20 protein-coding genes are annotated in these 25,309 nt (G+C 69.9%); 15 read left to right on the top strand and 5 right to left on the bottom strand.

Annotation, left to right across the window (positions count from 1 at the left end; genetic code table 11):
• Positions 1-82: 82 nt before the first annotated feature.
• Positions 83-1,126 (top strand): carboxylate-amine ligase, encoded by a 1,044-nt coding sequence (locus ACZ6Z4_RS15575; protein WP_465563414.1) that lies wholly within the window; start codon positions 83-85, stop codon positions 1,124-1,126.
• On the opposite strand, the gene ACZ6Z4_RS15570 is transcribed toward ACZ6Z4_RS15575, so the two are convergent.
• Together ACZ6Z4_RS15570 and ACZ6Z4_RS15565 are read right to left on the bottom strand one after the other, a co-directional pair.
• Entirely contained in the window at positions 1,116-2,906 is a 1,791-nt protein-coding gene (locus ACZ6Z4_RS15570) for a glycerophosphodiester phosphodiesterase family protein (RefSeq protein ID WP_465563411.1), read from the bottom strand. The genes ACZ6Z4_RS15575 and ACZ6Z4_RS15570 overlap by 11 nt on opposite strands.
• 275 nt (positions 2,907-3,181) lie before the next feature.
• Positions 3,182-3,790 (bottom strand): hypothetical protein, encoded by a 609-nt coding sequence (locus tag ACZ6Z4_RS15565; RefSeq protein WP_465563407.1) that lies wholly within the window; start codon positions 3,788-3,790, stop codon positions 3,182-3,184.
• Between the two features lie 162 nt (positions 3,791-3,952).
• Between ACZ6Z4_RS15565 and ACZ6Z4_RS15560 the strand changes: the two genes are divergently transcribed.
• The 3 genes from ACZ6Z4_RS15560 (at position 3,953) to ACZ6Z4_RS15550 (ending at position 6,251) form a co-directional block, all read left to right on the top strand.
• Positions 3,953-4,354: a hypothetical protein gene (locus tag ACZ6Z4_RS15560; RefSeq protein ID WP_465563405.1), complete on the top strand. Its 402-nt coding sequence runs from the start codon at positions 3,953-3,955 to the stop codon at positions 4,352-4,354.
• A gap of 81 nt (positions 4,355-4,435) precedes the next feature.
• The gene (locus tag ACZ6Z4_RS15555; RefSeq protein WP_465563402.1) at positions 4,436-5,329 is read left to right on the top strand and encodes a GNAT family N-acetyltransferase; all 894 of its coding nucleotides are present in this window, start codon (positions 4,436-4,438) and stop codon (positions 5,327-5,329) included.
• Positions 5,301-6,251 (top strand): potassium channel family protein, encoded by a 951-nt coding sequence (locus ACZ6Z4_RS15550; protein WP_465563784.1) that lies wholly within the window; start codon positions 5,301-5,303, stop codon positions 6,249-6,251. Before ACZ6Z4_RS15555 ends, ACZ6Z4_RS15550 begins: the two co-directional genes overlap by 29 nt.
• A gap of 37 nt (positions 6,252-6,288) precedes the next feature.
• Here ACZ6Z4_RS15550 and ACZ6Z4_RS15545 read toward each other — a convergent pair whose 3' ends face one another.
• The 3 genes from ACZ6Z4_RS15545 to ACZ6Z4_RS15535 all read right to left on the bottom strand — a co-directional run bounded on the left by ACZ6Z4_RS15545 (position 6,289) and on the right by ACZ6Z4_RS15535 (position 10,051).
• Entirely contained in the window at positions 6,289-8,091 is a 1,803-nt protein-coding gene (locus ACZ6Z4_RS15545) for a hypothetical protein (RefSeq protein ID WP_465563399.1), read from the bottom strand.
• A complete protein-coding gene (locus tag ACZ6Z4_RS15540; protein ID WP_465563396.1) occupies positions 8,061-8,537 on the bottom strand; it encodes an HAD family hydrolase in 477 nt (158 codons plus the stop codon). Before ACZ6Z4_RS15540 ends, ACZ6Z4_RS15545 begins: the two co-directional genes overlap by 31 nt.
• 77 nt (positions 8,538-8,614) lie before the next feature.
• Complete coding sequence (locus ACZ6Z4_RS15535; RefSeq protein WP_465563393.1) at positions 8,615-10,051, bottom strand: serine hydrolase domain-containing protein; 1,437 nt, start codon at positions 10,049-10,051, stop codon at positions 8,615-8,617.
• A gap of 519 nt (positions 10,052-10,570) precedes the next feature.
• Here ACZ6Z4_RS15535 and ACZ6Z4_RS15530 point away from each other — a divergent pair.
• The 11 genes from ACZ6Z4_RS15530 (at position 10,571) to ACZ6Z4_RS15480 (ending at position 24,925) form a co-directional block, all read left to right on the top strand.
• Complete coding sequence (locus ACZ6Z4_RS15530) at positions 10,571-11,560, top strand: LacI family DNA-binding transcriptional regulator (protein ID WP_465563391.1); 990 nt, start codon at positions 10,571-10,573, stop codon at positions 11,558-11,560.
• Entirely contained in the window at positions 11,557-12,495 is a 939-nt protein-coding gene (locus ACZ6Z4_RS15525; RefSeq protein WP_363668337.1) for a carbohydrate ABC transporter permease, read from the top strand. The genes ACZ6Z4_RS15530 and ACZ6Z4_RS15525 overlap by 4 nt, the downstream gene beginning before the upstream one ends.
• Positions 12,492-13,325, top strand: a complete 834-nt coding sequence (locus tag ACZ6Z4_RS15520) for a carbohydrate ABC transporter permease (protein WP_465563386.1) — start codon at positions 12,492-12,494, stop codon at positions 13,323-13,325. The genes ACZ6Z4_RS15525 and ACZ6Z4_RS15520 overlap by 4 nt, the downstream gene beginning before the upstream one ends.
• A gap of 26 nt (positions 13,326-13,351) precedes the next feature.
• Positions 13,352-14,632: an ABC transporter substrate-binding protein gene (locus ACZ6Z4_RS15515; RefSeq protein ID WP_465563383.1), complete on the top strand. Its 1,281-nt coding sequence runs from the start codon at positions 13,352-13,354 to the stop codon at positions 14,630-14,632.
• The gene (locus ACZ6Z4_RS15510; RefSeq protein ID WP_363668343.1) at positions 14,632-15,780 is read left to right on the top strand and encodes an ADP-ribosylglycohydrolase family protein; all 1,149 of its coding nucleotides are present in this window, start codon (positions 14,632-14,634) and stop codon (positions 15,778-15,780) included. Before ACZ6Z4_RS15515 ends, ACZ6Z4_RS15510 begins: the two co-directional genes overlap by 1 nt.
• A gap of 11 nt (positions 15,781-15,791) precedes the next feature.
• Positions 15,792-17,108, top strand: a complete 1,317-nt coding sequence (locus tag ACZ6Z4_RS15505) for an ADP-ribosylglycohydrolase family protein (RefSeq protein ID WP_465563377.1) — start codon at positions 15,792-15,794, stop codon at positions 17,106-17,108.
• Entirely contained in the window at positions 17,101-17,979 is an 879-nt protein-coding gene (locus tag ACZ6Z4_RS15500; RefSeq protein ID WP_465563375.1) for a ribokinase, read from the top strand. The genes ACZ6Z4_RS15505 and ACZ6Z4_RS15500 overlap by 8 nt, the downstream gene beginning before the upstream one ends.
• Positions 17,976-19,967, top strand: a complete 1,992-nt coding sequence (locus ACZ6Z4_RS15495; RefSeq protein WP_465563373.1) for a formylglycine-generating enzyme family protein — start codon at positions 17,976-17,978, stop codon at positions 19,965-19,967. The genes ACZ6Z4_RS15500 and ACZ6Z4_RS15495 overlap by 4 nt, the downstream gene beginning before the upstream one ends.
• Positions 19,964-21,208, top strand: a complete 1,245-nt coding sequence (locus ACZ6Z4_RS15490; RefSeq protein ID WP_465563370.1) for a CaiB/BaiF CoA transferase family protein — start codon at positions 19,964-19,966, stop codon at positions 21,206-21,208. Before ACZ6Z4_RS15495 ends, ACZ6Z4_RS15490 begins: the two co-directional genes overlap by 4 nt.
• A 70-nt stretch (positions 21,209-21,278) precedes the next feature.
• Positions 21,279-22,106: an HpcH/HpaI aldolase/citrate lyase family protein gene (locus ACZ6Z4_RS15485; RefSeq protein WP_465563367.1), complete on the top strand. Its 828-nt coding sequence runs from the start codon at positions 21,279-21,281 to the stop codon at positions 22,104-22,106.
• Positions 22,107-23,338: 1,232 nt separating this feature from the next.
• Positions 23,339-24,925, top strand: a complete 1,587-nt coding sequence (locus ACZ6Z4_RS15480) for a phytoene desaturase family protein (protein ID WP_465563364.1) — start codon at positions 23,339-23,341, stop codon at positions 24,923-24,925.
• The last annotated feature ends 384 nt before the right edge of the window (positions 24,926-25,309 follow it).

Raw genomic sequence — 25,309 nt, 5'->3', positions numbered from 1 at the left:
GGCGGGAACGGGGAGACCTGCCCTAGAGGGCCGTTTCTGCGCGGTGGGCGCCGGGTACCGACTCGGCGTGAAGCATCCGTCCATGGGCGTCGAAGAAGAGTTGCTGCTGGTTTCCGCCGCCGGGCAGCCGCTGCCAGAGGGAAAGGCGGTGGCGGCCGAGACAGAGGGGGTCGACGTCGAGCTGGAGCTGACCAGGGCGCAGGTGGAGACCAACTCGCCGGTCTGCGAGACCTCCGACGAGCTGCACGAGCAGCTGACCGCCATGCGCGCTGAGCTGGCTGCTGCCGCTGCTGCCAAGGGCGGGCGGTTGCTGGCGATCGCTGCCCCGCCCACCGGAGAGGCGGCGCACCTGGTGACCCGCAAGCCGCGGTACCAGGAGATGGAGGAGCGGTACGGGCTGCTGGCGCAGGAGCAAGCGGTGTGCGGCTGCCACGTGCACATCGACGTACCGGACCGGGAGGCCGCCGTACGGGTCAGCAATCACCTGCGGCCGTGGCTGCCGTCGCTGCTCGCGCTGAGCGCCAACTCGGCGGTCTACCTGGGTGCTGACACCCGCTTCGCCAGCTGGCGGTCGATCATGTGGTCGCGCTGGCCGTGCGTCGGGCAGCCGCCGTACTTCGAGTCGGCCGCGCACTACGACGCACTCGTCCGGACCCACGTCGACTCCGGCAGCATCATGGACGAGCGGATGGTCTACTGGGACGTCCGGCCGTCGTCGCACCTGCCGACCGTCGAGATCCGGGTCAGCGACGTACCGCTGACCGTGGACGAGACCGTGCTGCACGCGACGCTGGTCCGCGCGCTGGTGATGACCGCGCTCGCTGACGGCAGCCTGGGGCCGGAGCTGCAACCTGAGGTGCTGCGGGCGGCGTACTGGCTGGCGGCGAAGGACGGGCTGACCGGGAACAACCTGGACGTGCTGAAGGCCGAGGTGCTGCCGATCGAGCAGGTGCTGCGGCTGCTGGTCGACCATGCGCGCCCGGCGCTGGAGCTGCTGGGTGAGGTCGAGCGGGTGGAGACGACGATCGAGCGGCTGCTTCGCGAGGGCAACGGCGCTGTGAAGCAGCGGAAGGCTCTCCGTGAGGGCGACGACGTGGTCGCCCTCACGGAGATCGCTAGCTCCTGAGGAAGTCCTCGAGGCCGTGCAGGTCGTCGGTGTTGAGGTGGTCGACACCGGCGGCCGCCAGCTCGGCCCACAGTGCGTCGCGGGCGGCGCCGCGGGTGTCCGGGGTGGCCCAGAAGCGGACCCGGTAGCCGGAGCGGTGCGCGGTGGTGACGATCTGGTGGAGCTTCTCCCGCTCGGCCGCCGGGAACGGGCCGACACCCTGCCAGGTGAAGTTGTTCGTCCAGTTGTCGCTGACCAGCGGCATCAGCGATGCGGGCAGCTTCGAGTTGAGGTCGGACAGGCGGCCGTCGTAGCCGGCGTACCGGATCTTCTGGGCCTTCAGGACGTCGAGCGGCCGGTTGCCGCTGATCACCGAGGTGACCGGGCCGCGGAACGTGTGCCCGCCGGCGAAGACGGTGCTGATCCCGCGGTACTTGCGCAGCGCGGCGTCGATCGCGGCGTACGTCGTCGGGCCGTCGCTCTTGATGTCGATCAGCAGCTGGAAGTCGCGGCCGCTCTTGTAGACCTGGCCGTGGTTGGCGCGGACGCGGTCGGCGAGCGGCTTCAGGTACAGGCTCTCCAGGGTCCGGCCCGGTACGGCGTAGTCCAGGTCGTGGGCGACCCGCAGCTCACCGTCGATCAGCCAGACGTCGGCCTCGACCGAGTTGAAGCCGCGGTCGAGCGCGTCCTGGAGCGGGCGGCGGTGGTCGTAGTCGTTGTGCGCGTGCGCCGAGGCGAGCGGGCGGATCGCCGGGGCGTCGTACGCCTTGGGGAGCTTGAAGCCGTTCGCGCGGGCGACCTGACGCAGCCGGTCGGGGTAGTCGGAGATGATCCCGTCGACACCCTTGTCGATCAGCGACTCCATCGTCGCCGGGTCGTCGACGGTCCACGGCACGACCTTGATCCCGGCCTTGTGCGCCGACTTGACCATCGCCTCGGTCACGTACGGCTTGTACGCCGGATCGCCGACCTTCCCGTCCTGCGGCGAGCCGTGCACCGGCGAGATCGCGCTCGCCCCGAACGACCGGACCGCCTTGATCAGGTCGCCGCCGAAGTCGTCGATGTCGAGCCCGCCCAGCCACGGCGACTTGCCCGGCTGACCGACCGCGAGCATCTCCGGCGTGGTCAGCGCGACCAGCGGCAGCTCCGGCGCGACCTGGCGCATCCGCATCAGCGAGCCCCAGTCGAAGCTCTGGATGGTGACCTGGCGGCCGATCCGGGCCTTGCGGATCTCGCTCGCCACGACCTGCACGAACTGCTCGCGCGGCGCGGTCTGGGTCGGCGCGCCGGCCTCGACCTTGGTCTCGATGTTCAGCTTCACGTCGTCGGCGTGGAAGCGCCGGACCAGCGCGAACACGTCGCGCAGCTGCGGCATCCGGGCGCCCGGGTCGGGCGTCTGGCCCGGGAAGCCGGGCTGGGGGAGCGACCCGCAGTCGAGCTGCTGGACCTGCTTCAGGGTGAGCGTGTTGATGTACTTCCCGACGTACGGGTACTCGGGGTCCCCGGCCGTGTACGGCGCGGTGTCCTTGCACTTGGCGCCGGTGACCTGGCGGTCGTGGGTGACGACGGCGTACCCGTCCTCGGTGATCTGGACGTCGAGCTCGAGCGTGCTCACGCCGGTCTCCAGACCGCGGCTGAACGACGCGATCGTGGACTCGACGGTCAGGCCGAGCCCGCCACGGTGGGCCTGCAGGTCGAGCTCGCGGCCGCGGTACGCGGACGCCTCGACGGTGACCAGACCCGGCCCGAGCAGGGCGGCGGAGAGTGCGAGCGGGAGCAGCGCGCGGGAGAGGCGGCGCATGAGGGGTTTCCTGTTCGTCGGCGACGGGACCGACTCGAGGTAACCAGTGACCGCCCGCGGTTGGCAAGTAATTCACCGTGAACAGCAAGGCTACAGAAAGATTTGTGCGCCGGACCGGGAAGCGCCTCACGGCGCGTGGCCGCTCGTAGCGGCTAATTTTGGGACCCGGGGCTACCACGGCCCGACGCGTAGATCAGTGTAGCGGGTGCCCAAACCCCTTGTCCTGTTGGAGTTTCCGGCGAGAGGTTGCTAACACCACCGAGCGGTTTTCGCAACTACCAGAGCTGCCCGGCGCGTTCGGTGCGCGCCGCGGTGGCGAGCTGGTCGGCCATCTCGACCAGCTTCGACGCCGACCGGACCTGGTCGTGCCCGTCGTCGGCCAGGTGCGCCCGGCCGGTGGCCACGATCCGGGCGAACGCCGCCGCCCGGTCGAGCGTGGTGGCGAAGTCGCCGGTCGCGACACCGCGCAGTACGGCGTCGACCATCGCGCGCACCTCGTCCGGGCCCGGCGGGTCCGCGACGCCGGCGACGACCGCGTGCACCTCGGCGTACTTGCGGCCGGTCTCGTACTCGCGGGAGACCGCGTCGGCCTGCTTGTGCACCCAGGAACGCAGCAGGTAGAGCCGCCACAGCGACCCCGGCAGCGAGTCGGCGGGGGAGTCCGACCACAGGTCGGCCAGCTCGTCGAGACCGTAGTCGTCGGCCAGCTTCACCACCCGCGCGACCACCTCCTCGTCCTCGCTCGACCGGGCACCACGGACCAGCAGCTCGGCGGTCCGGTGCGCCACCTCGGCGACCTTCGCCGGGTCGGCCGCCGCACCGGGCAGCGACTCGAACAGCTGGTTGCCGGGCAGGATCGGCCGGCGCGGAGTAGGAACGGTCACGCAGTCATGATCCCCGACACCGCCGACAGTCGCATGCCGACCCGGTACGCCCACCACTCACCAACCTCCGTTCTCCGCCGCCTCCGGCCGTCGCTCCCGCCGGGTCGAACCGCCACGGCGATCCTTGGTGAGTGGTGCAGGTCCGCTAGTACAGTCGACGGCATGGCGACTCCTCAGCGTGGGCGACTGGCGAAGAACCTGGTCAAGTACGGCGTCCGGTACGGACCGATGGCGTTCGAGGCGGTCAAGCACGGGCGCGAGCCGGCCCAGCAGGCGATCCAGGCCGCGCTGGCCAAGCGCTCGGCGCGCCGGAAGGCCGTTGAGCACGCGCTGACCGTGCGGGAGGGATCGCTGCTCAAGGTCATCAAGGACGGCTCGGCGATCTTCTTCGTGTTCAGCGGCGACGCGATCGTCACGACGTACCCACCGGTGCCCCAGGCGACGTACCCGGAGCTGCTCCGCCACGCCGACCTCGACCGGCGTGAGCCGGCCGCCGTACTGGCCGCGCAGCAGCGCCCGAAGCTGACCGACCGCCTCCCCAAGCCGCGGCGCCGCAAGGTTTGACACCCGCGTAACACGCCGGACCCGACGCGGTCACACCTGTCGCCCACAGTGGACTGACGATCCACGAGGGAGGGCGGCCTCATGCTCTGGAAGATCCCCACCGACGACCCGGCCAGGTACCTGCAGGCGGTGCTCCGGCTCATCGACGACCCGCTGAGCGTCGACGACGAGCTGGAAGCGCTGCAGGGCTTCGGCGAGTACAGCTCGGAGCAGTGGGCGCGCGCCGACGTACTGGTCGAGATCGCCGGGCGCCTGGCCGTCCAGTACTTCGACGAGCCGCAGGACGCGCCGCGGCCGGACAGTGGCGGCGCGCTGGAGGTGCGGCGGGCGACTGTTGCGGACGCGGCTGCTGTGGTTGCCATGCACGACCGCTGCTCGTACGAGAGCCGCACGCGGCGCTACCACGTCCCCATGCCGCGGCTGACGGCTCGGACGGCTCGGCACCTGTCGGCTCCGGCCGGTGGAGTCTCTGTGGTGGCGACTGTCGATGGAGTGGTCGTCGGGATGGCTACTGCGGCGCCTTGGGAGGAGCTGGAAGGTACGGCGATGGAGATCGGCGTACTGGTCGAGGACGGGTGGCAGGGGCGCGGGCTGGGGTCGCAGTTGCTGCGGCTGGTGGTTGGTGAGGCGCGGCTGCTCGGGGCCGATCGGGTGGTCTGTCTGGTGCGGCCGGACAACGCCGCGATGCTGCGGACGGTGGAGGGTCTGCGGATGCGGACGCGCGTCGTACCGGACGGGGACAACCTGATGGTGGCCATCGCGCTGTCCGCGCAGAGCCTGTCGCATTCCGTGGATCGGGGGCCGGTGCCCTATCGTCAGACGCGTGCCATCCCTGCCCACCGGTCGCAACCCGCACGGTCTACTGGTCAACCTGCCCGCGAGCACGCGCTCGCCGGTCCTGGAGCTGTTCCGCCGGCTGCTGATCGCGGTGGGGCTGCTGACCGTGATGGTGCTCATCGTGGTGGTCGACCGTGACGGCTACAAGGACACCTACGACGGCCGCGTCGACCTGATCGACAGCATCTACTACGCGACGGTGACCCTGACCACCACCGGGTACGGCGACATCACCCCGGTGACGCCCGCGGCCCGGCTGGTGAACGCGTTCATCGTCACCCCGTTGCGGATCTCGTTCCTGGTGGTCCTGGTCGGCACGACCCTGGAAGTCCTGGCGAACGAAGGTCGTCGCATCATGCGCGACTCGCGGTGGAGGAAGCGCATGAAGGACCACACTGTTGTCGTCGGCTACGGCACCAAGGGCCGTTCGGCCGTGCAGACCCTGCTCAGCAACGGGGTGAAGCGCGAGGACATCGTCGTGATCGACCCGCGCGCCCAGGCGATCGGTGACGCGGGCAACGACCAGATGGCCGCCTTCCACGGCGACGCCACCAACCGCACCGTACTGCGGCGTGCCGAGGTGTCGCTGGCCCGCGAGGTGATCGTCACCACCGACCGCGACGACTCCGCCGTACTGGTCACGCTGGCGGTCCGCCAGCTCAACCCCGAGGCCCACATCGTGGTCGCGGTCCGCGAGGAGGACAACGTCCCGCTGCTGCGCCAGAGCGGCGCCGACGCGGTCGTCACGTCGTCCGAGGCCGTCGGCCGGCTGCTCGGCCTGTCCGCGGTCAGCCCGAACCTCGGCGAGGTGATGGAGGACCTGCTGACCTACGGCGAAGGCCTCGAGGTCGCCGAACGCCCGGTCCTCGGCCGCGAGGTCGGCAAGGCGCCGTCGTCGGTGCCCGACCGCGTCGTCTCCGTCGTCCGCGACGGCAAGGTCCACCGGTACTACGACTCGAACGTCTCGGTCCTCGCCGCGGGCGACAAGCTGATCGTCGTACGGCCCGCCAAGGAGACCCCGTGGGCCGAGCGCCCGGGGGCGGACGAGCAGGACGACTAGCCAGGCCTCGAGGTCTCGGCTGAGTGGCGGACGCTGCTCAGTTCGATGGGGTCCCGCTGGTCCGCTCGCCCGTCTCGAGCCAGCGTCCGACCCGTTGACCTGTCCCGATGACGACCTTCGTCGCGGTCTCGCCGAACGTGTTCAAGTCTTGGTATCTGGAATTCCTGAAAACCAGGTAGAAGCCGGCGAAGGCACCCCAGAGGACCGGGGCCCAGAGTGCGGTTGGGTGCGACGACGACCAGAAGGATGCTCCGGTGACAGCAGCGAGCCCCAGCGCCAGGACCGCAAAGGTCCACGCTCCGTGGATGCCCAGCCAGCACAGGACGAGCATCGCCGCACCGGCGACGATCAGAAGAACTCCCGCGCGCCCGGACCAGCCGGCTGGCGTTGCGATATGCGCTAGACAAGTCACCGCGACGCACCCGATCAGTTGTGCGACGTTCGGCAGGGTGAACAGGGGATATCCGACCTTCAACGGAGCAACGTACGGGTGCGGCTTGTCGAGCGGCAGAGACGCGGAGCGCCAGAGCCTCGCCTGATGACCATCCGGCGCGGTACCGGAGGGGCGCACATGATCCGCTTCGAGAGTCCAGGTCAGGCCTACCGTGCTCCAGCCGATGGCTGCGAAGGCAACCAGCCCTAAGGCGACGACGGCCGGTCCGTCTGGCCGCCAGGCGTAGCCTGCGACGGCCAGCCCGAGGAGAAATCGAAGTGGGTAGCCGAGAGCAACCAGGAAGATCACAATCCACTGCCAGCCGTTGTACCGCGCCGTCTCGTAGCAGACGGCGAGTGCAAAGATTGCCGCGATGCCGATCAGGAGTACCTTCTGCGATCCCATCGGTGCGCCGAGTGCCAGCACCAGTGCGGCTGCGATTCTCCACGCGGCCACAAGCCCCGAGGCGCGGACATTTCCTTCGACGTCCGGAAGCCGCCGTCGGTTCGCCGCCATGGGGTGGAGCTTGTCCCGGGCGCGGCCCCGGATGTCGTTCCACTGATACCGCGCTTGGTAACTGAGCAGCTCGAGGACGACCCACCCCCAGATCGCGGTTCCAAGCTGTTGGAGCGGCGTGCGGTCGGCCGTCTCTCCGAGGTTGCTCGCCAGCAGACAGCCTGCGATGAAGTAGAGACTCTTCACGAAGTCGGCAGGACGAGGCAGCGCCAGGTAACTGATCAGCTTCGCCCGCGCGCTGTTTGCTGAACCGGGACGTGAGAGTCGGAGTCGTGCTGATCGGTAGAAGCTGCGTCCGTGGGTGGTCGCGATCCATGACAGATGGGCCAGCAGGAACATCGCGGACGCGTACGTCACCGCCATGCCTGCCGCCCAGGGAGCAGGTACGTGGGTCCCGATCAGGATGAGGATGAGAACGAACGCCGCCAGCGCGATCGAGATCAACATCCCCGTGGCTGCGCGGTACGCGAAGTTGCCGTGGCGTAGGCCGACCAGCACGCTCGCGATGCGGATGAACGAAGGGCTCGGGATGCCGGACTGGTTCGAGTTGGCGTGCGTCAGCTTGCGCTCGAGGTCACGCAGGTAGTGGTTTCGGAGGGTAGCTTGGGCGCCTGCTTGTGCGAACATGACGAACAGAGCCAGCGGGACCATCGGCGTCAGCACCAGCAAGCCGGGAGGGATCGGGTTCTGGCTTCCTGACACCGACAGCACGTAGCGCCCGATTAGACCTCCAAGCGCGCCGAGCGTGGTCAGCGCGAGGGACGCCAGAGCGACCTGTGTCGCTTGGAAGGAGCGCTCGTCTTCCCGGGTGGCGACGTAGTCCTCGATCACCACTGTCGCGTCCGGAGGCTCAGGTGCGTTCATCGGTTTTGTGCCCTTCTTCTGAGCCATGGCCCACAGCAGTCCTGCAACATCGGGTAGAGCGGCCGGTCGCCGATCTCCAGGTGGACGAAGATGTACCCGAGTCTGGCTGCCAGCAGGCCGTCGGTCAGGGACACGTCACCGCAGACGACGCCGGGTGCGTCGTCGGAGGTGAGACTGAGACGCCGTCGGCTGGTCCATGGTTTCCAGGCGCGCCTGATCAGTTGTGCGGAAAGCTCCTCGGGCAGCTGTGAGAAGGGACGCCTCGAGTTGGTCAGCAGGATCAGCCTCCGAACGCCGCTGTCAGAGACCCTTGCCTGCAGATTGGCCAGGTCGAGTGCCCATGCTCCATCGGGGGCTCGCCAATCGATCAACAGAGGCTCGACGTCCAGGATCAGGACCTTGGGCCGGAAGCTGAGACAGATTTCGAGAGCACGTGCTGGGGTGGCCCTGACGTACTGTGCCACCCGCTCCATCTGCCTCCGTCAATCATGCGTACAGTCGCCACAGCCTAGTGCGGGACCGCGATCGTTGAACAGGCGACTCTCTACGGTCAGAGGCTCTGTCCGACCGCCGCGACCAGGTTGACTGCTCTGGCGTCGCCGTGGCCGATCATGCGGTTGGTGACGTAGGCGAAGGCGAGGCCGTGCTCGTCGTCGGCGAAGGCGAACTGGCCGCCGGCGCCGTCGTTGCCGAAGCTGCGCGGGCCGAGCATCGGGCGGAACGCGGAGTCGAGCAGGAAGCCGGAACCCCAGCGGGCGCCGGCGTCGAAGCCCAGGTAGCTCGGGCCGGAGGACTGCTCGGTCAACGCGTCGGTGATGGTCGCGGGGGAGAGGAGCGGCCCGGAGGCGGTCGCGCCCGGGGTCACGCCGGCCGGAGTCATGCTCGCCCCGCCCGGGATCACGCCGGCCGGGCTCGGGCCCGCCCCGCCCGGGATCACGCCGGCCGGGCTCGGGCCCGACCCGCCCGGGATCGCGCCGGTCGGACTCACGCCCGCCGCGGCCGGGATTGCGCCGGCAGGGCGCGCGCCCGCCCCGTCCGCAGTCGCGCCTGCCCTGTCTGGGCTCATGCCCGCCCGGGCCGGGCTCATGCCCACCCCATCCGGGCTCGTGCCCACCCCGGCCGGGCTCACCCCCACCCCATCCGGGCTCACGCCCGACCCGGCCGGGCTGAGGCCGGTGATCGTTGCGGCGAAGAGCGCGGCGAGGCTCTCGGCTGACGCGACTGCTCCGGCGCCGGGGAGCTCGATCGCCAGCAGGTCGGGGTCGTTCCAGCCGTGCGGCTCGTCGAGGCCGGGGAAGGCCAGGGCGCCGTTCATCGTGACGATGCGGGTGAGCAGGTGTTCGGGGCCGGGCATCGGTGGGCGGCCCTCGGCCTCGGTGAGGCGGGCGACCGGCTCGTCGGGCGGTACGCCGATCCAGGCGCGCAGGCCGAGCGGGTCGCCGATCGCCTGCCGGAAGTACTGCCCGGGAGTGAGCCCGGTGATGCGCCGGATCACCTCGCCGAGCAGGAAGCCGAAGACGTGGCCGTGGTACTCGTACGTCGTACCGGGCTCCCAGAGCGGTTCCTGCTCCTCGATCGCGCGCACCACCGGAGTCCAGGCTGCGATCTCGTCGAAGGTCAACGTGCGATCGAGCACCGGCAACCCGGCGCGGTGCCCGAGGACCATCCGGCTGGTGATCGCCTCCTTGCCGAACTCCGGCCAGTACGTCGCGACCGGCGCGTCGAGGTCGAGCCGGCCCTGCTGCGCGAGCAGGTGGATCGAGACGCTGACCAGCGCCTTGGCGCAGGAGAAGACCGGGACGACGGTCTCGCTCGTCCAGGCCCGACCGGTCGTGGCGTCGGCGGTCCCGGCGTACAGGTCGACGACCTTGCGCCCGCCGGAGTAGACGGCGACCGCGGCGCCGAGCTCGGGGAAGTCGTCGAAGTTGCGCGCGAACGCGTCGGCGACGGCGCCGAACTTCTCGTCGGCGTGGCCGGTGGGTCGCATGGTCGTTCCTTCGGTTCGTCGGGGCGGCCTCACGGTACGGCGGGGGAGCGGCGGCGGCGAGCGAATTAGCGGAGAGCACGAAGGAGCGCGGAGAGCGCGGATAGCGCGGAGTGGGCGGAGTGGGCGGAGACGGCAGGGCAGCGCCAAGTGCGCGGGCGAGCTCCGAGAACGCCGGAGAGCGCGGGAGAGCGCGGACGGCGCGGACGGCGCGGACGGCGCGGACAGCGCGGAGTGGGCGGAGACGGCAGGGCGGCGCTGAGTGCGCGGGCGAGCGCCGAAAACGCCGGTGAGCGCGGGTGAGCGCGAACAGCGCAGTGGGCGGAGACGACAGGGCCGCGCCAAGTGCGCGCGAGAGCGCCGAGTACGCCGGAGAGCGCTCCCCGCGCTCTCCGCTCCCGGTCTGGTCCGGTCGCGGACCGTGCGGACCACGTGACGGAGTGGTCCGTTCTTGACTCGGCGATTCCGGCGACCTAAAGTCTGATCTGTAAACGATTACAAGAACGATTACAGGAGCGCCGCGTGAGTCGTCCGACGATCGCCGCCGTGGCCCGGGCCGCGGGGGTCTCGGTGGCCTCGGTCTCCCGGGTGCTGAACGGTCTGCCGGCCACCGAGGAGATGGCCGAGCGCGTCCAGCGCGCGGTCGCCGAGCTCGGGTACGTGCCGGACGCGCGGGCGCGCTCGCTGAAGGTCGGGCGCACGTTCCAGCTGACGCTGGCGGTCGCCGATGTCGGTAACCCCGTGTACGTGACGATGATGCGGGCCGTCGAGGAGGTCGTCTCCGCCGCCGGGTACCGGCTGGTGGTCACCACCACCGGCCCGGACGTCGCCGACGAGGTCGCCCTGGTCCGCGGCATGGCCCGCGGGTACGCCGACGGCCTGGTGATCAGCCCGCTGCGCGTCGACGACGACCTGATCAAGTCGATCCAGGAGTGCGACGTACCGGTGGTCGTCGCCGGTAACGTCCCCGCGAAGGCCGGCGTCGACACCGTCCGCGCGAACTCCCCGAAGGGCATCCTGCTGGCGGTCGAGCACCTGCTCACCACCGACCGCCGCAAGGTTGCCTTCGTCAACGGCCCGGTCGACACCGTCCCGGGCACCGCCCGCGCCAAGGGCTTCGCCGACGCGATGAAGGCGAACAACCTGACGCCGGTCGCGCAGGTCGAGGCGGAAGACTTCACGTTCGCCGCCGGTCGCAAGGCCGGCCGCGAACTGCTCGACCAGAACACAGAACTTGATGCAGTGGTCGCGGCCAACGATCTGCTCGCCGTGGGCGTGATGCACGAGCTCGCCGCCCGAAACCTCAAAGTCCCCGACGACGTCGCCGTGATCGGCATGGACGACAGCGAGCTCGCCGAGCAGTCCTTCCCGCCGTTGACGAGCGTGAACCTGGGCTCGGCCGAGCGCGGGCGCCGGGCGGCGGAGTTGCTGCTGGCAAGGATCGAGGACGACAGCCGGGCCCCGCGGCGGATCGTGGTGCAGCCGTCCCTGAGTGTGCGGAGATCTTCATGACCACCCAAGCTGTTCTCGCGCCGGAGAGCGCGGCCGGGAAGCCGCCGGGACGCAACACCGGGCGCCCGAAGCAGAACCGGGAAGCGATCTTCCTGTTCCTGCCGGCGCTGATCCCGGTGCTGCTGCTCAGCGTCTACCCGCTGGTGCGCGGGATCGCGCTCGGCTTCACCGATGCCCGCGCCGGCCTGAACGTCGACACGAACTTCATCGGCTTCGGCAACTTCGGCAAGCTGCTGCACAACGACCTGTTCTGGGACTCCTTCCGGATCGGCCTGATCTGGACCGTCTCGGTCACCGTCCTGCAGTTCGTCGCCGCCCTCGGCCTCGCTCTGCTGCTGAACACGAACATCAAGTTCCGCGGTATCGCGAGAACGCTCGCGCTGATCCCGTGGGCGATGCCCCCGGTGGTCGTCGCGATCATGTGGCGCCTGCTGCTGCACCCGACCAACGGCCCGGTCAACGACATCCTGCAGACCACGCACCTGACCGACCACCCGATCAACTTCCTCGGCGACTTCAGTACGGCGTTGCCCGCGGTGATCGTGGTCGGGATCTGGGTCGGCATGCCGATGACGACCGTCACGCTGCTGGCCGGCCTGCAGGGCATTGACCGTTCCCTGTACGAGGCCGCGGCCGTCGACGGCGCCGGTGCCTGGCGCCAGTTCTGGTACATCACGCTGCCGCAGCTCAGGACGGTGATCGTCGCGATCACCAGCCTGGACATGATCTGGAACTTCAACTCGTTCGGCCTGGTCTACGTGCTGACTGCCGGCGGTCCGGGGGGCAAGACGATGCTGCCGATGCTGTTCGCCTACAACGAGGCGTTCCGGTACGGCAACTTCGGGATGGCCGCCGCGATGGGTGACGTGATGGTCGTGATCATCATCGTGTTCCTGGCCTTCTACCTGCGCAACCGGTTGAGGAGCGAGGCATGAGAACGCGTCCGGCCACCCGCGCGGCCCAGTACGTCGCCGTACTGGCCTATCTGCTGTTCCTCGGCTTCCCGCTGGTCTGGCTGATCTCCGCGTCGCTGAAGTCGCCGCGCGAGTTCGCCAGCATCGACCCGACGTTCTTGCCGCAGGCACCGACCTTCAGGAACTTCAGCGACGCGCTGGAGGAGCAGGGCCTGGTCCGCTCGATGCTGAACTCGCTGCAGATCTCGGTCGCCACCACCGTGCTGGTGCTGATCGTCTCGCTCCCGGTCGCGTACGCGCTGGCCCGGTTGCGCTCGAAGCTGCGGCCGATCACCAACGGCTGGATCCTGGTCAGCCAGGTCTTCCCGGTGATCCTGATCGTGATCCCGCTGTTCGTGATCCTGCGCCAGCTGCACCTGACCAACACGATCCCCGGTGTGGTGATCGTCTACATGGTCTGGTCGATGCCGTTCGCCCTGTGGATGTTGCAGGGGTACGTCGCCGCCGTACCTCGGGAGCTGGAGGAGGCGGCGTCGGTCGACGGCGCGAGCCGGGTCCGCACGATCGTCTCGATCGTGATGCCGCTGCTGCGGCCGGGCCTGATCGCGACCGCGATGTTCACCTTCATCTCCGCGTGGAACGAGTTCTTCTTCGCCCTGGTCCTGCTCCAGGACCCCCAGCTCAAGACGCTGCCGCTGGTGCTCGCCCGTTTCGTCGGGGCCGAGGGTCAGGTCCAGTTCGGCCCGCTCGCGGCCGCGTCCGTCCTGGCCACCGTGCCGAGTCTCGTGTTCTTCGCCTTCCTGCAGCGCCGGCTCACGTCCGGCCTGCTGTCCGGCGCTGTCAAGGGCTGAACAGCCCGTCCCCTGAGGAGAAACCCATGAAGAAAGCATTGACCGCCCTGATGGCGGCAGGTGCCCTGGTGGCGCTCGCGGCCTGCGGCAGCGGGAACGACAGCTCGGGCGACCCCGCGCCGGGCGAGAAGGTGACGCTGAAGTTCCAGAGCCTGGCCTTCCAGAAGACCACGGTCGCGGCGACCAAGAAGATCGTCGCCGACTGGAACGCCGCGCACCCCGACGTCCAGGTCGAGTACGTGCAGGGCAGCTGGGACTCCGTGCACGACCAGCTGGTCACCCAGTTCCAGGGTTCGACCGCGCCGGACATCATCCACGACGAGTCCGCCGACATCACCGGGTTCGCGAACCAGGGCTACCTGGCCGACCTCACGCCGTACCTGAGCCAGGAGACGAAGGACGCCGTACCGGCCGGGGTCTGGGACACGGTCAAGTCCGGCGACGGCAAGATCATCGCCGCACCGACCCTGCTGCAGTCGTACGTCGTGTTCGGCAACTCCGCGCTGCTCAAGCAGGGCGGCGTCACCGCGACCGGCGACTCGCTCACCTGGGACCAGCTGCAGGCCGACGCCAAGAAGCTGACCACCGGCGGCAAGTTCGGCCTCGGCTGGGGTCTGAAGAGCCCGACCGCGACCGTGCTGAACCTGGGCATGAACTTCGACGCCGCGTTCTTCGAGGGCAGCGGCCGCGACGCCAAGGCCAAGATCGGCGACGCCGAGCTCGAGGTGCCCAAGCGGATCCACGCGATGGCCTACACCGACAAGTCGATCGACCCGACGTCGCTGACCCAGAGCGGTTCCGACGTGCTGCCGGGCTTCTTCGGCGGCAAGTACGCGATGGTTGTCGCGGGCAACTACACCGCCCAGCAGATGGTCGAGCAGGCACCGAAGGGCTTCCAGTGGGAGGTGCTGCCGCCGCTGAAGGGTACGTCGGAGAAGCAGGCCGCGAACCCGCAGACGCTGTCGGTGCCCGCTGAGGGCAAGCACATCAAGCAGTCGGCGGAGTTCATCGACTTCTTCATGAAGGCCGAGAACCTGGCCGCGGTCGGTCAGGGCGACTGGCTGATCCCGACCACGCAGCCGGCCCGGGACGCGATCCAGAAGGCGACCGGCGGCAAGAACGGCTGGCAGCAGACGCTGGCCAGCGGCACCGAGATGACCAAGGCGCCGTTCCAGAGCGTGGAGAACTACCCGAAGTGGAAGGACCAGATCGCCACTCCCGCGCTGCAGGAGTTCCTGGCCAACAAGATCGACCTCGCGGCGCTCGGCCAGAAGCTGAACGACGGGTGGGGCCAGGTCAACAGCTGATGCCTGACCAAACGAAGTCTCTGCTGGAGGACAAGTCGGTCGGAGCCCTGCTGGGCTCCGCCGCCGGCGACGCGATCGGCGGCGCCGTCGAGGGCTGGACCCCGGAGGCGATCCGGGAGCGGCACGGCGGCTGGGTGACCGGCATCGTCGGGCCCTGGTACGACGACTGGCGCAACGCGCGCCCGATCGCGCCGTACCACAAGGGTGACGGGCACATCACCGACGACACCTTGATGACACATGCGCTGGTCGAGGTGTACGACGAGACGCGCGCCCACCTGGACGCGTACGCCGTCGCCGAGAAGCTGGTGCCGAAGATGCTGGCCGGCAAGCGCTGGGTGCCGGAGCTGGAGGCGGACGCGCTGCTGCTGCAGCGGGTCTTCCTGGCCGAGAAATGGCTGGTCGCACGCCTGCACTACGGGCACATCGACCCGCGCGAGGCCGGCGTCGGCAACATCGTCAACTGCGGCGCGGCGATGTACGCCGCCCCGATCGGGATCGCCAACGCCGGTGACCCGGCGGGTGCGTACGCCGAAGCGATCGACCTGGCCGGTGCGCACCAGTCGAGCTACGGGCGGGAGGCGGCCGGCGTGTTCGCGGCCGCCGTCGCCGCGGCGATGGTGCCTGGGGCAACGGCTTCGGGCGCGGTCGAGGCTGCGCTCGACCTGGCCAAGGACGGAACCCGGCTGGCCGTTGCCGCGGTCGCCGAGGTGGCCGAGGGGCTGGACGACTGGGAGCAGGCGATTCCGCTGCTGCGGAAGGCGATCGAGCCGTTCGACACGGTCGGTCCGGACTACCGCGACCAGTCGCTCGACGCGCGGCGGCCGAGTCGGACGAAGGCGATCGAGGAGCTGCCGGTGGCGCTGGGATTCGTCCTGGTGTCCGGAGGCGACGTCCGGCAGGCGGTGCTCGGCGGGACCAACTACGGGCGCGACGCCGACTCGATCGCGTCGATGGCCGGCGCGGTCACCGGCGCGCTGAGCGGGCAGGCCGGCGTACCGGAGGAGTGGACGACGCGGATCGCCGAGGCGAGCAAGACCGACCTGGTCGCGCCCGGCCTGGTGATGGCGTCGGTGGCGCGGGACCTGCGGACGGCGGACGCCGAGCGCTGGGCCCGGCGTACGGCAGCACTGGACGCGCTCGGATGAGACTGACTTGGGTGCAGCCGGAAGATCTGCTGCCGCACCAGCTGGTCCAGTCCGCGGCCGAGGGCGCGGACGTGCAGGACATCGTCACGCGCTGGCAGTCGGCCGGCGGAACGGTCGAGGCCCCGGTCTCCGGAGCCTCGGCCACCCCGGCCGGGCCGGAGCTTCGCGCGCTGGCCCGCGTGCTGCTCGACGAGCTCGACAAGCGTTCCACCCCGTGGACCGCGCCGGAGATCCCCGAGCTTCCCCGGCTCGCCGCCGGCTTCGGCCCGGGCGGCCGGGTCACCCGGAGCATCGAACGCCGGATTTCGAATGGTTGGGTCGGCCGGGCCGCGGGCAACCTGCTCGGGAAGCCGGTGGAGAAGATTCCCCGGGAGGGGATCCGGGAGATCTTGGCGAGCTCTGGGCAGTGGCCGTTGACGCAGTACGTGACCGCCGTGGGGGTGCCTGACGACGTACAGGCGCGGTGGCCGTGGAACCGGCGCTCGAAGCCGACGAGTCTGCGCGAAGTGATCGCGGGCATGCCCGAGGACGACGACCTGAACTTCGCGATCCTCGCGCTGCAGTTGGTCGAGAAGCACGGTGACGCGCTGACCACCGAGGACGTGGCGCAGGCGTGGCTGAGCGACCTGCCGGCCGGGCGGGTGTTCACCGCCGAGCGGGTCGCGTACCGGAACCTGCTCGACGGCGTCGCGCCCGAGCGCGCCGCACTGGTCCGCAACCCGTTCCGCTGGTGGATCGGCGCCCAGATCCGGACCGACGTGTACGGCTGGGTCCACCCCGGCGACCGTACGGCGGCCGCCCGGCTCGCGCTGACCGACGCGCGACTGAGTCACACCGGCGCCGGCGTCGACGGCGCGATCTGGGTCGCCGCGATGTCCGCCGCCGCGCTGGTGCTCGATGATCCCCGCGAGATCGCGCTCTCCGGGCTCGAGGCGATCGATCCCGGCAGCGAGATCGCGCAGGCGGTCCAGCTCGGGCTGTCGCTCGCGGACAAGCCGCTGGACGACGCGCTCGACGTGCTGCACGCGGAGTACGGGCGGCTGCACTGGGTGCACGCGATCAACAACAGCGCGCTCACGGCGTACGCGCTGACGGCTCCGGACTTCGCGACCGGTGTCGGCCGCGCGGTGATGGGCGGCTGGGACACCGACTCCGTCGGCGCGACCGTCGGCGCTGTGCTTGGCGCCGTCCTGGGTGTTCCGGCAGAGTGGTCGGCACCTCTGGAGAACCGGCTGACCACCAGTCTGCCGGGGATGAACCAGGTCTCGTTCGACGAACTCGCAGCGAGAACTCTGGCCGTGGTGAAGAAGGAGGAGCGGCGTGGCTGACGTCGTGGTCGTGGGCAGCGCGAACGTGGACCTGGTGCTCCCGGTCCAGCGGATCCCGCGCCCCGGCGAGACCGTACTGGCCTCCGGGCTGACCCGCGGTCCGGGCGGCAAGGGTGCGAACCAGGCGGTCGCCTCGGCCCGGGCCGGCGCGTCGACCGCGTTCGTCGCGGCGCTCGGCGCCGACGACGGGGGAGCGCTGCTGCGCGCGGCCCTGGACGGTGTCGACCTGTCGCTGGTCGAGACTGTGGACGCGCCGACCGGGACGGCGATCATCACGGTCGACGCCGACGGCGAGAACGCGATCACCGTGGCGCCCTCGGCGAACGGTCTGCTGGCGCTGACGCCGCGATCGCTGGCCGCCGTGGGCGAGGCGAAAATAGTGCTTTCCCAACTGGAGATTCCGTTCGGTACGGTGCAGGCGGCGGCCGTGGCGAGCAGGTACTTCATCCTGAACGCCGCCCCGGCCGTCGAGCTGTCCGACGAGTTGCTGGGGCATGTCGACCTGCTGGTCGTGAACGAGACGGAGGCCGAAGCGGTGGCTGGTGCGAAGCTGTCCGCCCTGCTGGACCGGGTGCCGGCGGCGGTGGTGACACTGGGCGCCGAGGGCGCGGTGATCCTGACCCGTTCGGTGGCCGAGGTGCGGGTGCCGGCGGTGCGGGTGGAGGTGGTCGACACGACCGCCGCGGGCGACACGTTCTGCGGTGTGCTCGCCGCGACGCTCGCTGCGACGTCAACTACCGAGCGCGACCTGACGAATGCGGTCCGACGCGCTACCGTTGCTGCTTCATTGAGTGTCCAGACCGCGGGGGCGATCCCTTCGGTACCTCACGGGGAAGCTATCGACGCGCGCTGTGCGGAGGTGTACCTGTGAACCCGCTGGAGCCGAGGCCCATCGATCTGCCCGCGAAGGTCGATCTCGGCCTCCGGGCCGACCTGACCTTCCTCGACGACGCCAAGATCCTCGGCGCGCCCGAGGATCCGGCCGACCTGCCGCGCTGGCGCGGCAAGCTCGCCGAGTGGCTGGCCGGAGCCTACGGGCGGACGGCGTACGACGGTGGCTCGCACTACGAGCAGCCCGGTCGCGAGTGGACCCAGACGGCGTACTCGGTGGCGCTGGTCTGGCTCTGGGACGACCAGCTCTACGACGTCGCTTCCGGGACGTTCACCCCTGAGGCGTTCGTGCAGCACGGTGTCGAGGACTTCGGCGGGTACGACGCGGTGGTGCTGTGGCACGCGTACCCGGTGATCGGGATCGACTCGCGCAACCAGTTCGACTTCTACCGTGACGTTCCGGGCCTTCGGCAACTGGTCGACGATCTGCACGGCCTCGGGCTGAAGGTGTTCTTCGACTACAACCCGTGGGACGTCGGCACCCGGCGCGCGGACGGGCCGGACGCCGAGGAGTTCGCGGCGCTGGTCGCCGACTTCGGTGCCGACGGCGCCTTTCTCGACACGCTGAAGGAAGGCGACCCGGCGTTCACCCGGGCGCTGAACAAGGTGAACCCGGCGATCGCCTTCGAGGGCGAGTCACGGTTGCCGCTGGCAAGGATCTCGGACCACGCGCTGTCGTGGGCGCAGTGGTTCGCCGACACCCGGGCGCCCGGCGTACTGCGGGCGCACCTGTACGAGCGCCGGCACATGATGCACCACACCCGGCGCTGGAACCGCGACCACAGCGACGAGCTGCAGTCGGCGTGGGTGAACGGCGTCGGCATCCTGGTCTGGGAGAGCGTCTTCGGGGCGTGGGTCGGCTGGAACGCCCGCGACCGCGCCACGCTGCGGCGGATGGTCGCGGCCCAGAGAGCGTTCTCCGAGGTTCTCATCAACGGCGACTGGATCCCGCTGACACCGGAGATCCCCGACAAGGCCCGCGAGCACGGGATCTTCGGGTCGCGCTTCGAGTTGGCCGACGTCACGTTCTGGACGCTGATCAACCGCGACGACGAGGACTTCGAGGGCGTCGTACTGCGCTCCGAGGACCAGGTCGGCGACTGGTACGACGTGACCTCGGGCGTGCCGATCACTGCTGATGATGAAGGTGTGCGGTTGGTCGTACCGGGGCGTGGTGTGGCTGGGATCGTCCGGGTTGGAGCGACGGCTGGTGCTTCGTGCCGGGCGACTGCGCGCCGGCTGGGGACGATGTCGCGGCCGCATGTGAAGGACTCGGCGTTCCCTGTTGCGCCGGGGCGGCTTGTTCCGCCGCCTGTGCCTGTTGGCGAGGCTTCGTTCGGTCCGGTTGTGGTCGTGCCCGCTGGAGAGCGCTCTCTGGTGGTCCGGCATCGGCGCCGGGAGACGGGGTTGTACGACACGGCGCCGTACGTGGAGGAGTGGAAGCCGTTGCCTCCGCGCCTGCACGATCAGCAGACGATTTCTCGTGAGGTGTCGCTCACTGAGGTGTCTGTCGCTGTGCGCGAGGTGACGAACGCTGAGTTTGCTGCGTTCATGTCCGCCTCCGGGTACCGGCCGCTGATCGCGAACCGATTCCTGGCCCATTGGGTCGACGGCGCTCCCGCCGCCGGCACCGAGGACCAGCCGGTCACGTACGTCGACCTCGCCGACGCGCGGGCGTACGCCGAGTGGGCCGGCGGGCGGCTGCCCACGGAGGACGAGTGGCAGGTCGCCGCTGGGCTCGACGGCTTCACGCGCTTGGAGCCGCTGGTCTGGAACTGGACCGAGTCCGAGCACCGCGACGGCCGCAGCCGCTTCAGCATCCTGAAGGGCGGCTCTTGGTATGTCGCCGAGGGCTCCGACTGGTACTCGGACGGCGGGCCGCAGGAGCCGGAGGTGAGCTTCAAGTTGGTGCTGACCGGCGGCGGGCTGGACCGTTCGGAGACCATCGGCTTCCGGTGTGCGCGGTGAGCAACGCAGCAGACCCCGCCAGCAAACCAAGTCTTCCCCGGACCACGGTGAGCGGTCGCCAAGCACCCCTGGCCGGAGTCAAGGTCGTCGAAGCGGCAACCCTCTTCGCCGGCCCTCTCGCCGCGACGTTCCTCGGAGACTTCGGCGCTGACGTCACCAAGATCGAGCACCCGGCCCGCCCCGACGCGGCGCGCGGGCACGGTGCTTCGAAAGACGGCATCGGGTTGTGGTTCAAGACCCTGGGTCGCAACAAGCGACTCGCGACCCTGGATCTGTCCCGCGGCCGCGAGGTCCTCCTCGACCTGATCCGCGACCAGGACGTCCTGGTCGAGAACTTCCGCCCCGGCACCCTCGAGCGCTGGGGCCTCGGCCCCGACGTCCTCCTCGAGGCCAACCCGCGCCTGGTGATCGCCCGCGTCACCGCCTTCGGCCAGGTCGGCCCATGGTCGAACCGCCCCGGCTTCGGCTCGCTGGCCGAGGCGATGAGCGGTTTCGCCGCGGTCACCGGCGAGCCGGACGGCCCGCCGACCCTCCCACCGTTCGGCCTGGCCGACGGCATCACCGCCCTCGCGACGGCGTACGCCGTACTGGTCGCCCTCCGCGAACGCGACAGCTCCGGCCAGGGGCAGGTGATCGACATGGCGATCATCGAACCGATCCTGATGATGCTCGGTGGCGGCATCACGGCGTACCAGCAGACCGGGTACGTCCAGCCCCGCCTCGGCAACCGCTCGTCGAACAACGCGCCGCGCAACGTCTATCAGACCGCTGACGGCCGCTGGGTCGCCGTCTCGACGAGCTCCCAGAGCATCGCCGAACGCGTCGTGACGCTCGTCGGCCGCCCCGACCTGGTCGCCGAACCCTGGTTCGCGACCGGCCGCCAACGCGCCGAACACGCCGACGAACTCGACGACGCCGTCGGCTCCTGGATCGCCGCCCGCTCGCTGGACGAGGTCATGGCAGCCTTCGAGAAAGCCGAGGCGGCGGTAGGCCCCGTCCACGACATCCGAGGCATCGTCGAGGACCCGCAGTACGCCGCTCTCGGCACCATCACGACGATCGACGACGAGGAACTGGGCGGCCCGGTCGCCATGCAGAACGTCCTCTTCCGCCTGTCGGAAACTCCCGGCGAGATCCGCTGGGCCGGCCGCCCGCACGGCGCCGACACCGACGCGGTCCTGGCCGAGATCGGCGTCACCCCCGAGCAGCTGGCTGCTTTGCGAGAGTCCGGGGTGGTCTGATGCCGCGTACGCCGGCGCAATCCCGGAGCGGACTGATGCCGTACGTCGTACTCAACCCCGGAGCACCCTCGTGCTGACCGCCCTCTACGTCCCCGCCAACCGCCCGGACCGCTTCGCCAAAGCCGTTGCCGCAGGCCCCGACCTTGTGGTCTTCGACCTCGAGGACGCCGTACCGGTCGACGACAAATCCGACGCCCGAGGCTGGGCCGTCGCCTGGATCGCCGCCCGAGCCACCGGCTCCTTCGAGATCCGCGTCAACGCCCCCGGCACCCCGTGGATCGAAGACGACCTAGCGGCACTCGCGGCAGTCCCCGACGTCCGCGTCCGCCTCCCTAAGGTCGAAAGCGCCGCCGACGTCCACGCAGTCCTGGCCCAAGTCCCCTCAGCCAAGATCACCGCCCTCATCGAATCCCCACTGGGCCTGGAACGAGCCTTCGAGATCGCCTCGGCCGACCCCCGGGTAGTAGCCGTCGCCCTGGGCGAAGCCGACCTCTCCAGCGCCCTGGGCGTAGACACCCCCGAAGGCCTCAGCTGGGCCAGAGGCCGCCTCGTCTCCGCCTCCCGAGCCGCCGGCCTCGGCGCCCCGATGATGTCCGTCTACCCCCACGTCAACGACGAGGAAGGCCTCCGCCGCACCAGCCTCCAAGGCCGCACCCTCGGCTTCGTCGGCCGCACGGCGATCCACCCCCGCCAACTCCCCACCATCGTCGAAGCCTTCACCCCCACCGCCACCCAACTCGCCGACGCCGCGGACCTCCTCGCCGCAGTAGAAAAAGCCGGCGTCACCGAAGGCGGCGTGATCGTCCTCCCCGACGGCCGCATGGTCGACCCCGCAATGCTCGGCCGAGCCAGAGAACTGACCACTCTCATGCAACAAATCGAGTCCCGCCAGGCCTGACGACGTCGTTCTACTGCGCGGCACCCCGGACGCTCCGCCCGCCGCGGCTGCACCCGAGCCATCCACCGCTGCCACCACCGGCTCGTCGCTCACCCACCAACCTCCGTCCCCGTGGCCGGATCCACGAGCCCTCCACCGCTGCCACCACTGGGTCGTCGCTGACCCACCAACCTCCGTCCCCGCGGCTGGACCGACGAGCCATCCGCCACTGCCACCGCGTCGTCGCCCCTCGCCCTCAACAAGGCGCTCCGCGACCAGCGCCTCGGCCGCCGCGACGCCGCCTTCTGCACTGAGCTCGTCAGCCACCAACCCTCCGACCCGCGGCCGGGTTGCGGCGGGGTTCGTCGGACATTCGCCCAGATCACGCTGGACGGCGACGCAGCGGTCTGCTCAGCGCCGCTCCAGGCCACGCACCGGAAGATCCTCCACAACAAACCTGTCGCCCCCGAGCTGGCCCGGCGGATCCACACTCGGCGGCAGTTGGGCAGTTGGGCAGCGTGGTGGTTGGTGTTCGGTTGGGTCTCCAGGAGGGTCGGCTGGGTGCGCTGCAGGCGGCTGGATGTGCGCTTGACGCTTCTCGCCCCTCGGGTTCGGCGTGACGTCGGAGGCGGGTGGAGCGGGCGCTGCCGACGCCGACCCGCGAGATGGTGCAGCAGTCGGCCGACAAGGCGACGTACGAGCGGCGCGCCACCGCGCGATGCGCGGCGGACCCGCGTCGGGTGGAGTTGGAGCTAGATCTCACCGCCGGGTCGTCTGCCCACAGGAGTTGTCGGCTGGCGGCGATGGACCTGCATCACTCAGTAAGGCGGAGTATTTCGGATGTTCTTGGGTGGCTTGCGCGTGGTGAGCTGGCCGTCGGTGGGCTTGGTGAGTGGTGGAGGTCCGCGGCGACGAGCATCGGCTGGGCGTCGGGTGGTCAGTGGTTGGACGGTGCTGATCGGTGTCGCCACCGGCGTGTTGCCCAGCGAGCAGCCGAGGTCGCGGATGCCGCGCGGATAGCAGGTGCCGGGGCGCCTCGGCCAGCGACGTGCTCGAGGCTCAGGGAGCGTTGGCGAGTAGTTCGAGCTTCGCCCGCCAGCCGTCGGGGGCCCGGCGTCGGCAGCTCGATCTCGCCGCACACCTCGTGGCGTGCCGGCGAGCACCTGCGGCGAATCACCTGCGCACCGTGCGGCGCACGCAGGTTGGTGGCGGCGTACCGGGTGTGACGTGGGGCATGCTTTAGGGTCGTAGGCATGCTTCCTCGTAGGGTCGATGCGGTGGTCATCGGGTCCGGGCCTAACGGGCTCGTGAGTGCGGTCGAGCTGGCTGATGCCGGGTGGGACGTGCTGGTGCTGGAGGGGGCGGAGACGTTCGGGGGCGCGGTGCGCTCTACGTCTGAGGACGGATGGGTGAGTGATCGGTTCAGCTCGAACTACCCGCTCGGGTTGGCGTCGCCGGTGTTCAAGGCGATGGAGTTGGAGAAGTTCGGGCTGAAGTGGGCGCATGCTCCGTTGCCTTTGGCGCATTTGCTGGAGCCGGAGAGTTCGGTGGCGATTCATCCGGATCCCAACGACACGGCTGCTTCGATCTCGCGGGAGCACCCGCAGGACGGCGATGCCTGGCTTGAGCTGTACTCGAAGTACGTGCGGATCCGGGAGCCGTTGCTGCAGTCGCTGCTGACCTCTTGGCCGCCGGTGCTGCCGGGCGCTCGGTTGGCGCGGCGGTTGGGGTCGGCGGGGGAGTTGGTGCGGTTCGCGCGGTTCATGGCGATGCCGGTGCATCGGATGGCGCAGGAGTTGTTCGACGGGCCCGGTGGGCGCGCGCTGCTCGCGGGGAACGCGTTGCACGCCGACGCTTCGCTGACTGGTTCGGTGAGCGGGACTATGGGCTGGCTGCTGGCGATGCTTGCCCAAGACATCGGGTTCCCGGTGGCCGAGGGTGGGTCGAGCTCGCTCTCCACCGCGCTGCGGCGACGGGCGGAGCGGGCGGGGGCGCTGTTCGTCGCCGGTACGCCGGTGACCGGGATCGAGCTGGCCGGTGGGCGCGCGGTCGCCGTACAGACTGCGTCGGGGGAGCGGATCGCGGTTGGGCGGGCGGTGATCGGCGACGTCTCGGCCGGCACCTTGTACGACAGGCTGTTGCCTGAAGCAAGTATTCCGGCGGGGCTGCGGGGGGATCTGAAGCAGTTCGAGTGGGATTACCCGACGGTCAAGCTGAACTACCGCCTCAGTGCGCCGATCCCGTGGAACTCGGACGACGCGCGGCAGGCCGGGGTGGTGCATCTCGGCGGGTCTGCGGATGATCTGGTCCACATCTCGGCTGACCTGGACACCGGGCGGTTGCCGTCGGCTCCTTTCCTGCTGATCGGGCAGACCACGAAATCGGACCCGACGCGGTCGCCGGAGGGGACTGAGGCGGTCTGGGCTTACGCGCATTTGCCGCGCGGGGTCGCCGACGACGCTTCAGCCGAGAAGCTCGGCGACCGGATGGATCGCCACATCGAGCGCTATGCCCCGGGCTTCTCGAAGGTCGTGCTGGACCGGGATCTGCAGCGGCCGGGGGACTTCATCAAGTCCAACGCGTCACTGGGCTTGGGGGCACTGGGTGGGGGAACCGCTCAGTTGCACCAGCAGTTGATCTTCCGCCCGACGATCGGGTTGGGGAGTGCACGGACGTTCGTCCAGGGTCTCTACCTCGGCAGCTCCGCGATCCACCCGGGGCCAGGGGTTCACGGCGCGTGCGGGCACTTGGCGGCGCGCACCGCTCTCCGCGATGCGTCGGTGCTGGGGCCGGTGACCAGGGCGTTCCCGACCTTTGCGCTGCGGCATCTGCAGCGGTGAGCTGACTCCGGTGCAGGCGTGCCGCCGGCGGATTAGCGGCCGGTGATTCTCGCTGGGGATCAGCTCACGGCCTCTCGGTGCAGCGCGACCGATGACCCGCCTGGTCGATGGTCCGCGTCGTCACTGCAGCAGGTTCGCCGATGCGGTGTCGTCGGGAGCCTGACGCCTCGGGCTTGCTGAAGAGATTGCTGAGCAGCTGCGGGTGGAGTTTGTCGGCGCTGAAGCGCCGCCGCTGGTGGGACGGATGGCTTTGGAGGTCTCCACCAGCACCGTTTGTAGGTCAGTGCTGACACCACCCGGACCAGGAGGGCGCCTTAGTATTGATAGGAGTTGACACCATCCTGACGGGCGCGCAAGCGGAGCGAGTCCGAACAGATTGAGCGG

This window comes from Kribbella sp. NPDC104740 (assembly GCF_055583505.1).
This window is presented reverse-complemented; position numbering and strand designations above follow the sequence as displayed.

Excerpts from the sequence above, each read along its gene's own strand:
- ACZ6Z4_RS15575 (WP_465563414.1), top strand. The coding sequence starts at position 83 with ATGGGCGTCGAAGAAGAGTTGCTGCTGGTTTCCGCCGCCGGGCAGCCG.
- ACZ6Z4_RS15570 (WP_465563411.1), bottom strand. The coding sequence starts at position 2,906 with ATGCGCCGCCTCTCCCGCGCGCTGCTCCCGCTCGCACTCTCCGCCGCC.
- ACZ6Z4_RS15560 (WP_465563405.1), top strand. The coding sequence starts at position 3,953 with ATGGCGACTCCTCAGCGTGGGCGACTGGCGAAGAACCTGGTCAAGTAC.
- ACZ6Z4_RS15555 (WP_465563402.1), top strand. The coding sequence starts at position 4,436 with ATGCTCTGGAAGATCCCCACCGACGACCCGGCCAGGTACCTGCAGGCG.
- ACZ6Z4_RS15550 (WP_465563784.1), top strand. The coding sequence starts at position 5,301 with ATGGTGCTCATCGTGGTGGTCGACCGTGACGGCTACAAGGACACCTAC.
- ACZ6Z4_RS15545 (WP_465563399.1), bottom strand. The coding sequence starts at position 8,091 with ATGGCTCAGAAGAAGGGCACAAAACCGATGAACGCACCTGAGCCTCCG.
- ACZ6Z4_RS15540 (WP_465563396.1), bottom strand. The coding sequence starts at position 8,537 with ATGGAGCGGGTGGCACAGTACGTCAGGGCCACCCCAGCACGTGCTCTC.
- ACZ6Z4_RS15535 (WP_465563393.1), bottom strand. The coding sequence starts at position 10,051 with ATGCGACCCACCGGCCACGCCGACGAGAAGTTCGGCGCCGTCGCCGAC.
- ACZ6Z4_RS15525 (WP_363668337.1), top strand. The coding sequence starts at position 11,557 with ATGACCACCCAAGCTGTTCTCGCGCCGGAGAGCGCGGCCGGGAAGCCG.
- ACZ6Z4_RS15520 (WP_465563386.1), top strand. The coding sequence starts at position 12,492 with ATGAGAACGCGTCCGGCCACCCGCGCGGCCCAGTACGTCGCCGTACTG.
- ACZ6Z4_RS15515 (WP_465563383.1), top strand. The coding sequence starts at position 13,352 with ATGAAGAAAGCATTGACCGCCCTGATGGCGGCAGGTGCCCTGGTGGCG.
- ACZ6Z4_RS15510 (WP_363668343.1), top strand. The coding sequence starts at position 14,632 with ATGCCTGACCAAACGAAGTCTCTGCTGGAGGACAAGTCGGTCGGAGCC.
- ACZ6Z4_RS15480 (WP_465563364.1), top strand. The coding sequence starts at position 23,339 with ATGCTTCCTCGTAGGGTCGATGCGGTGGTCATCGGGTCCGGGCCTAAC.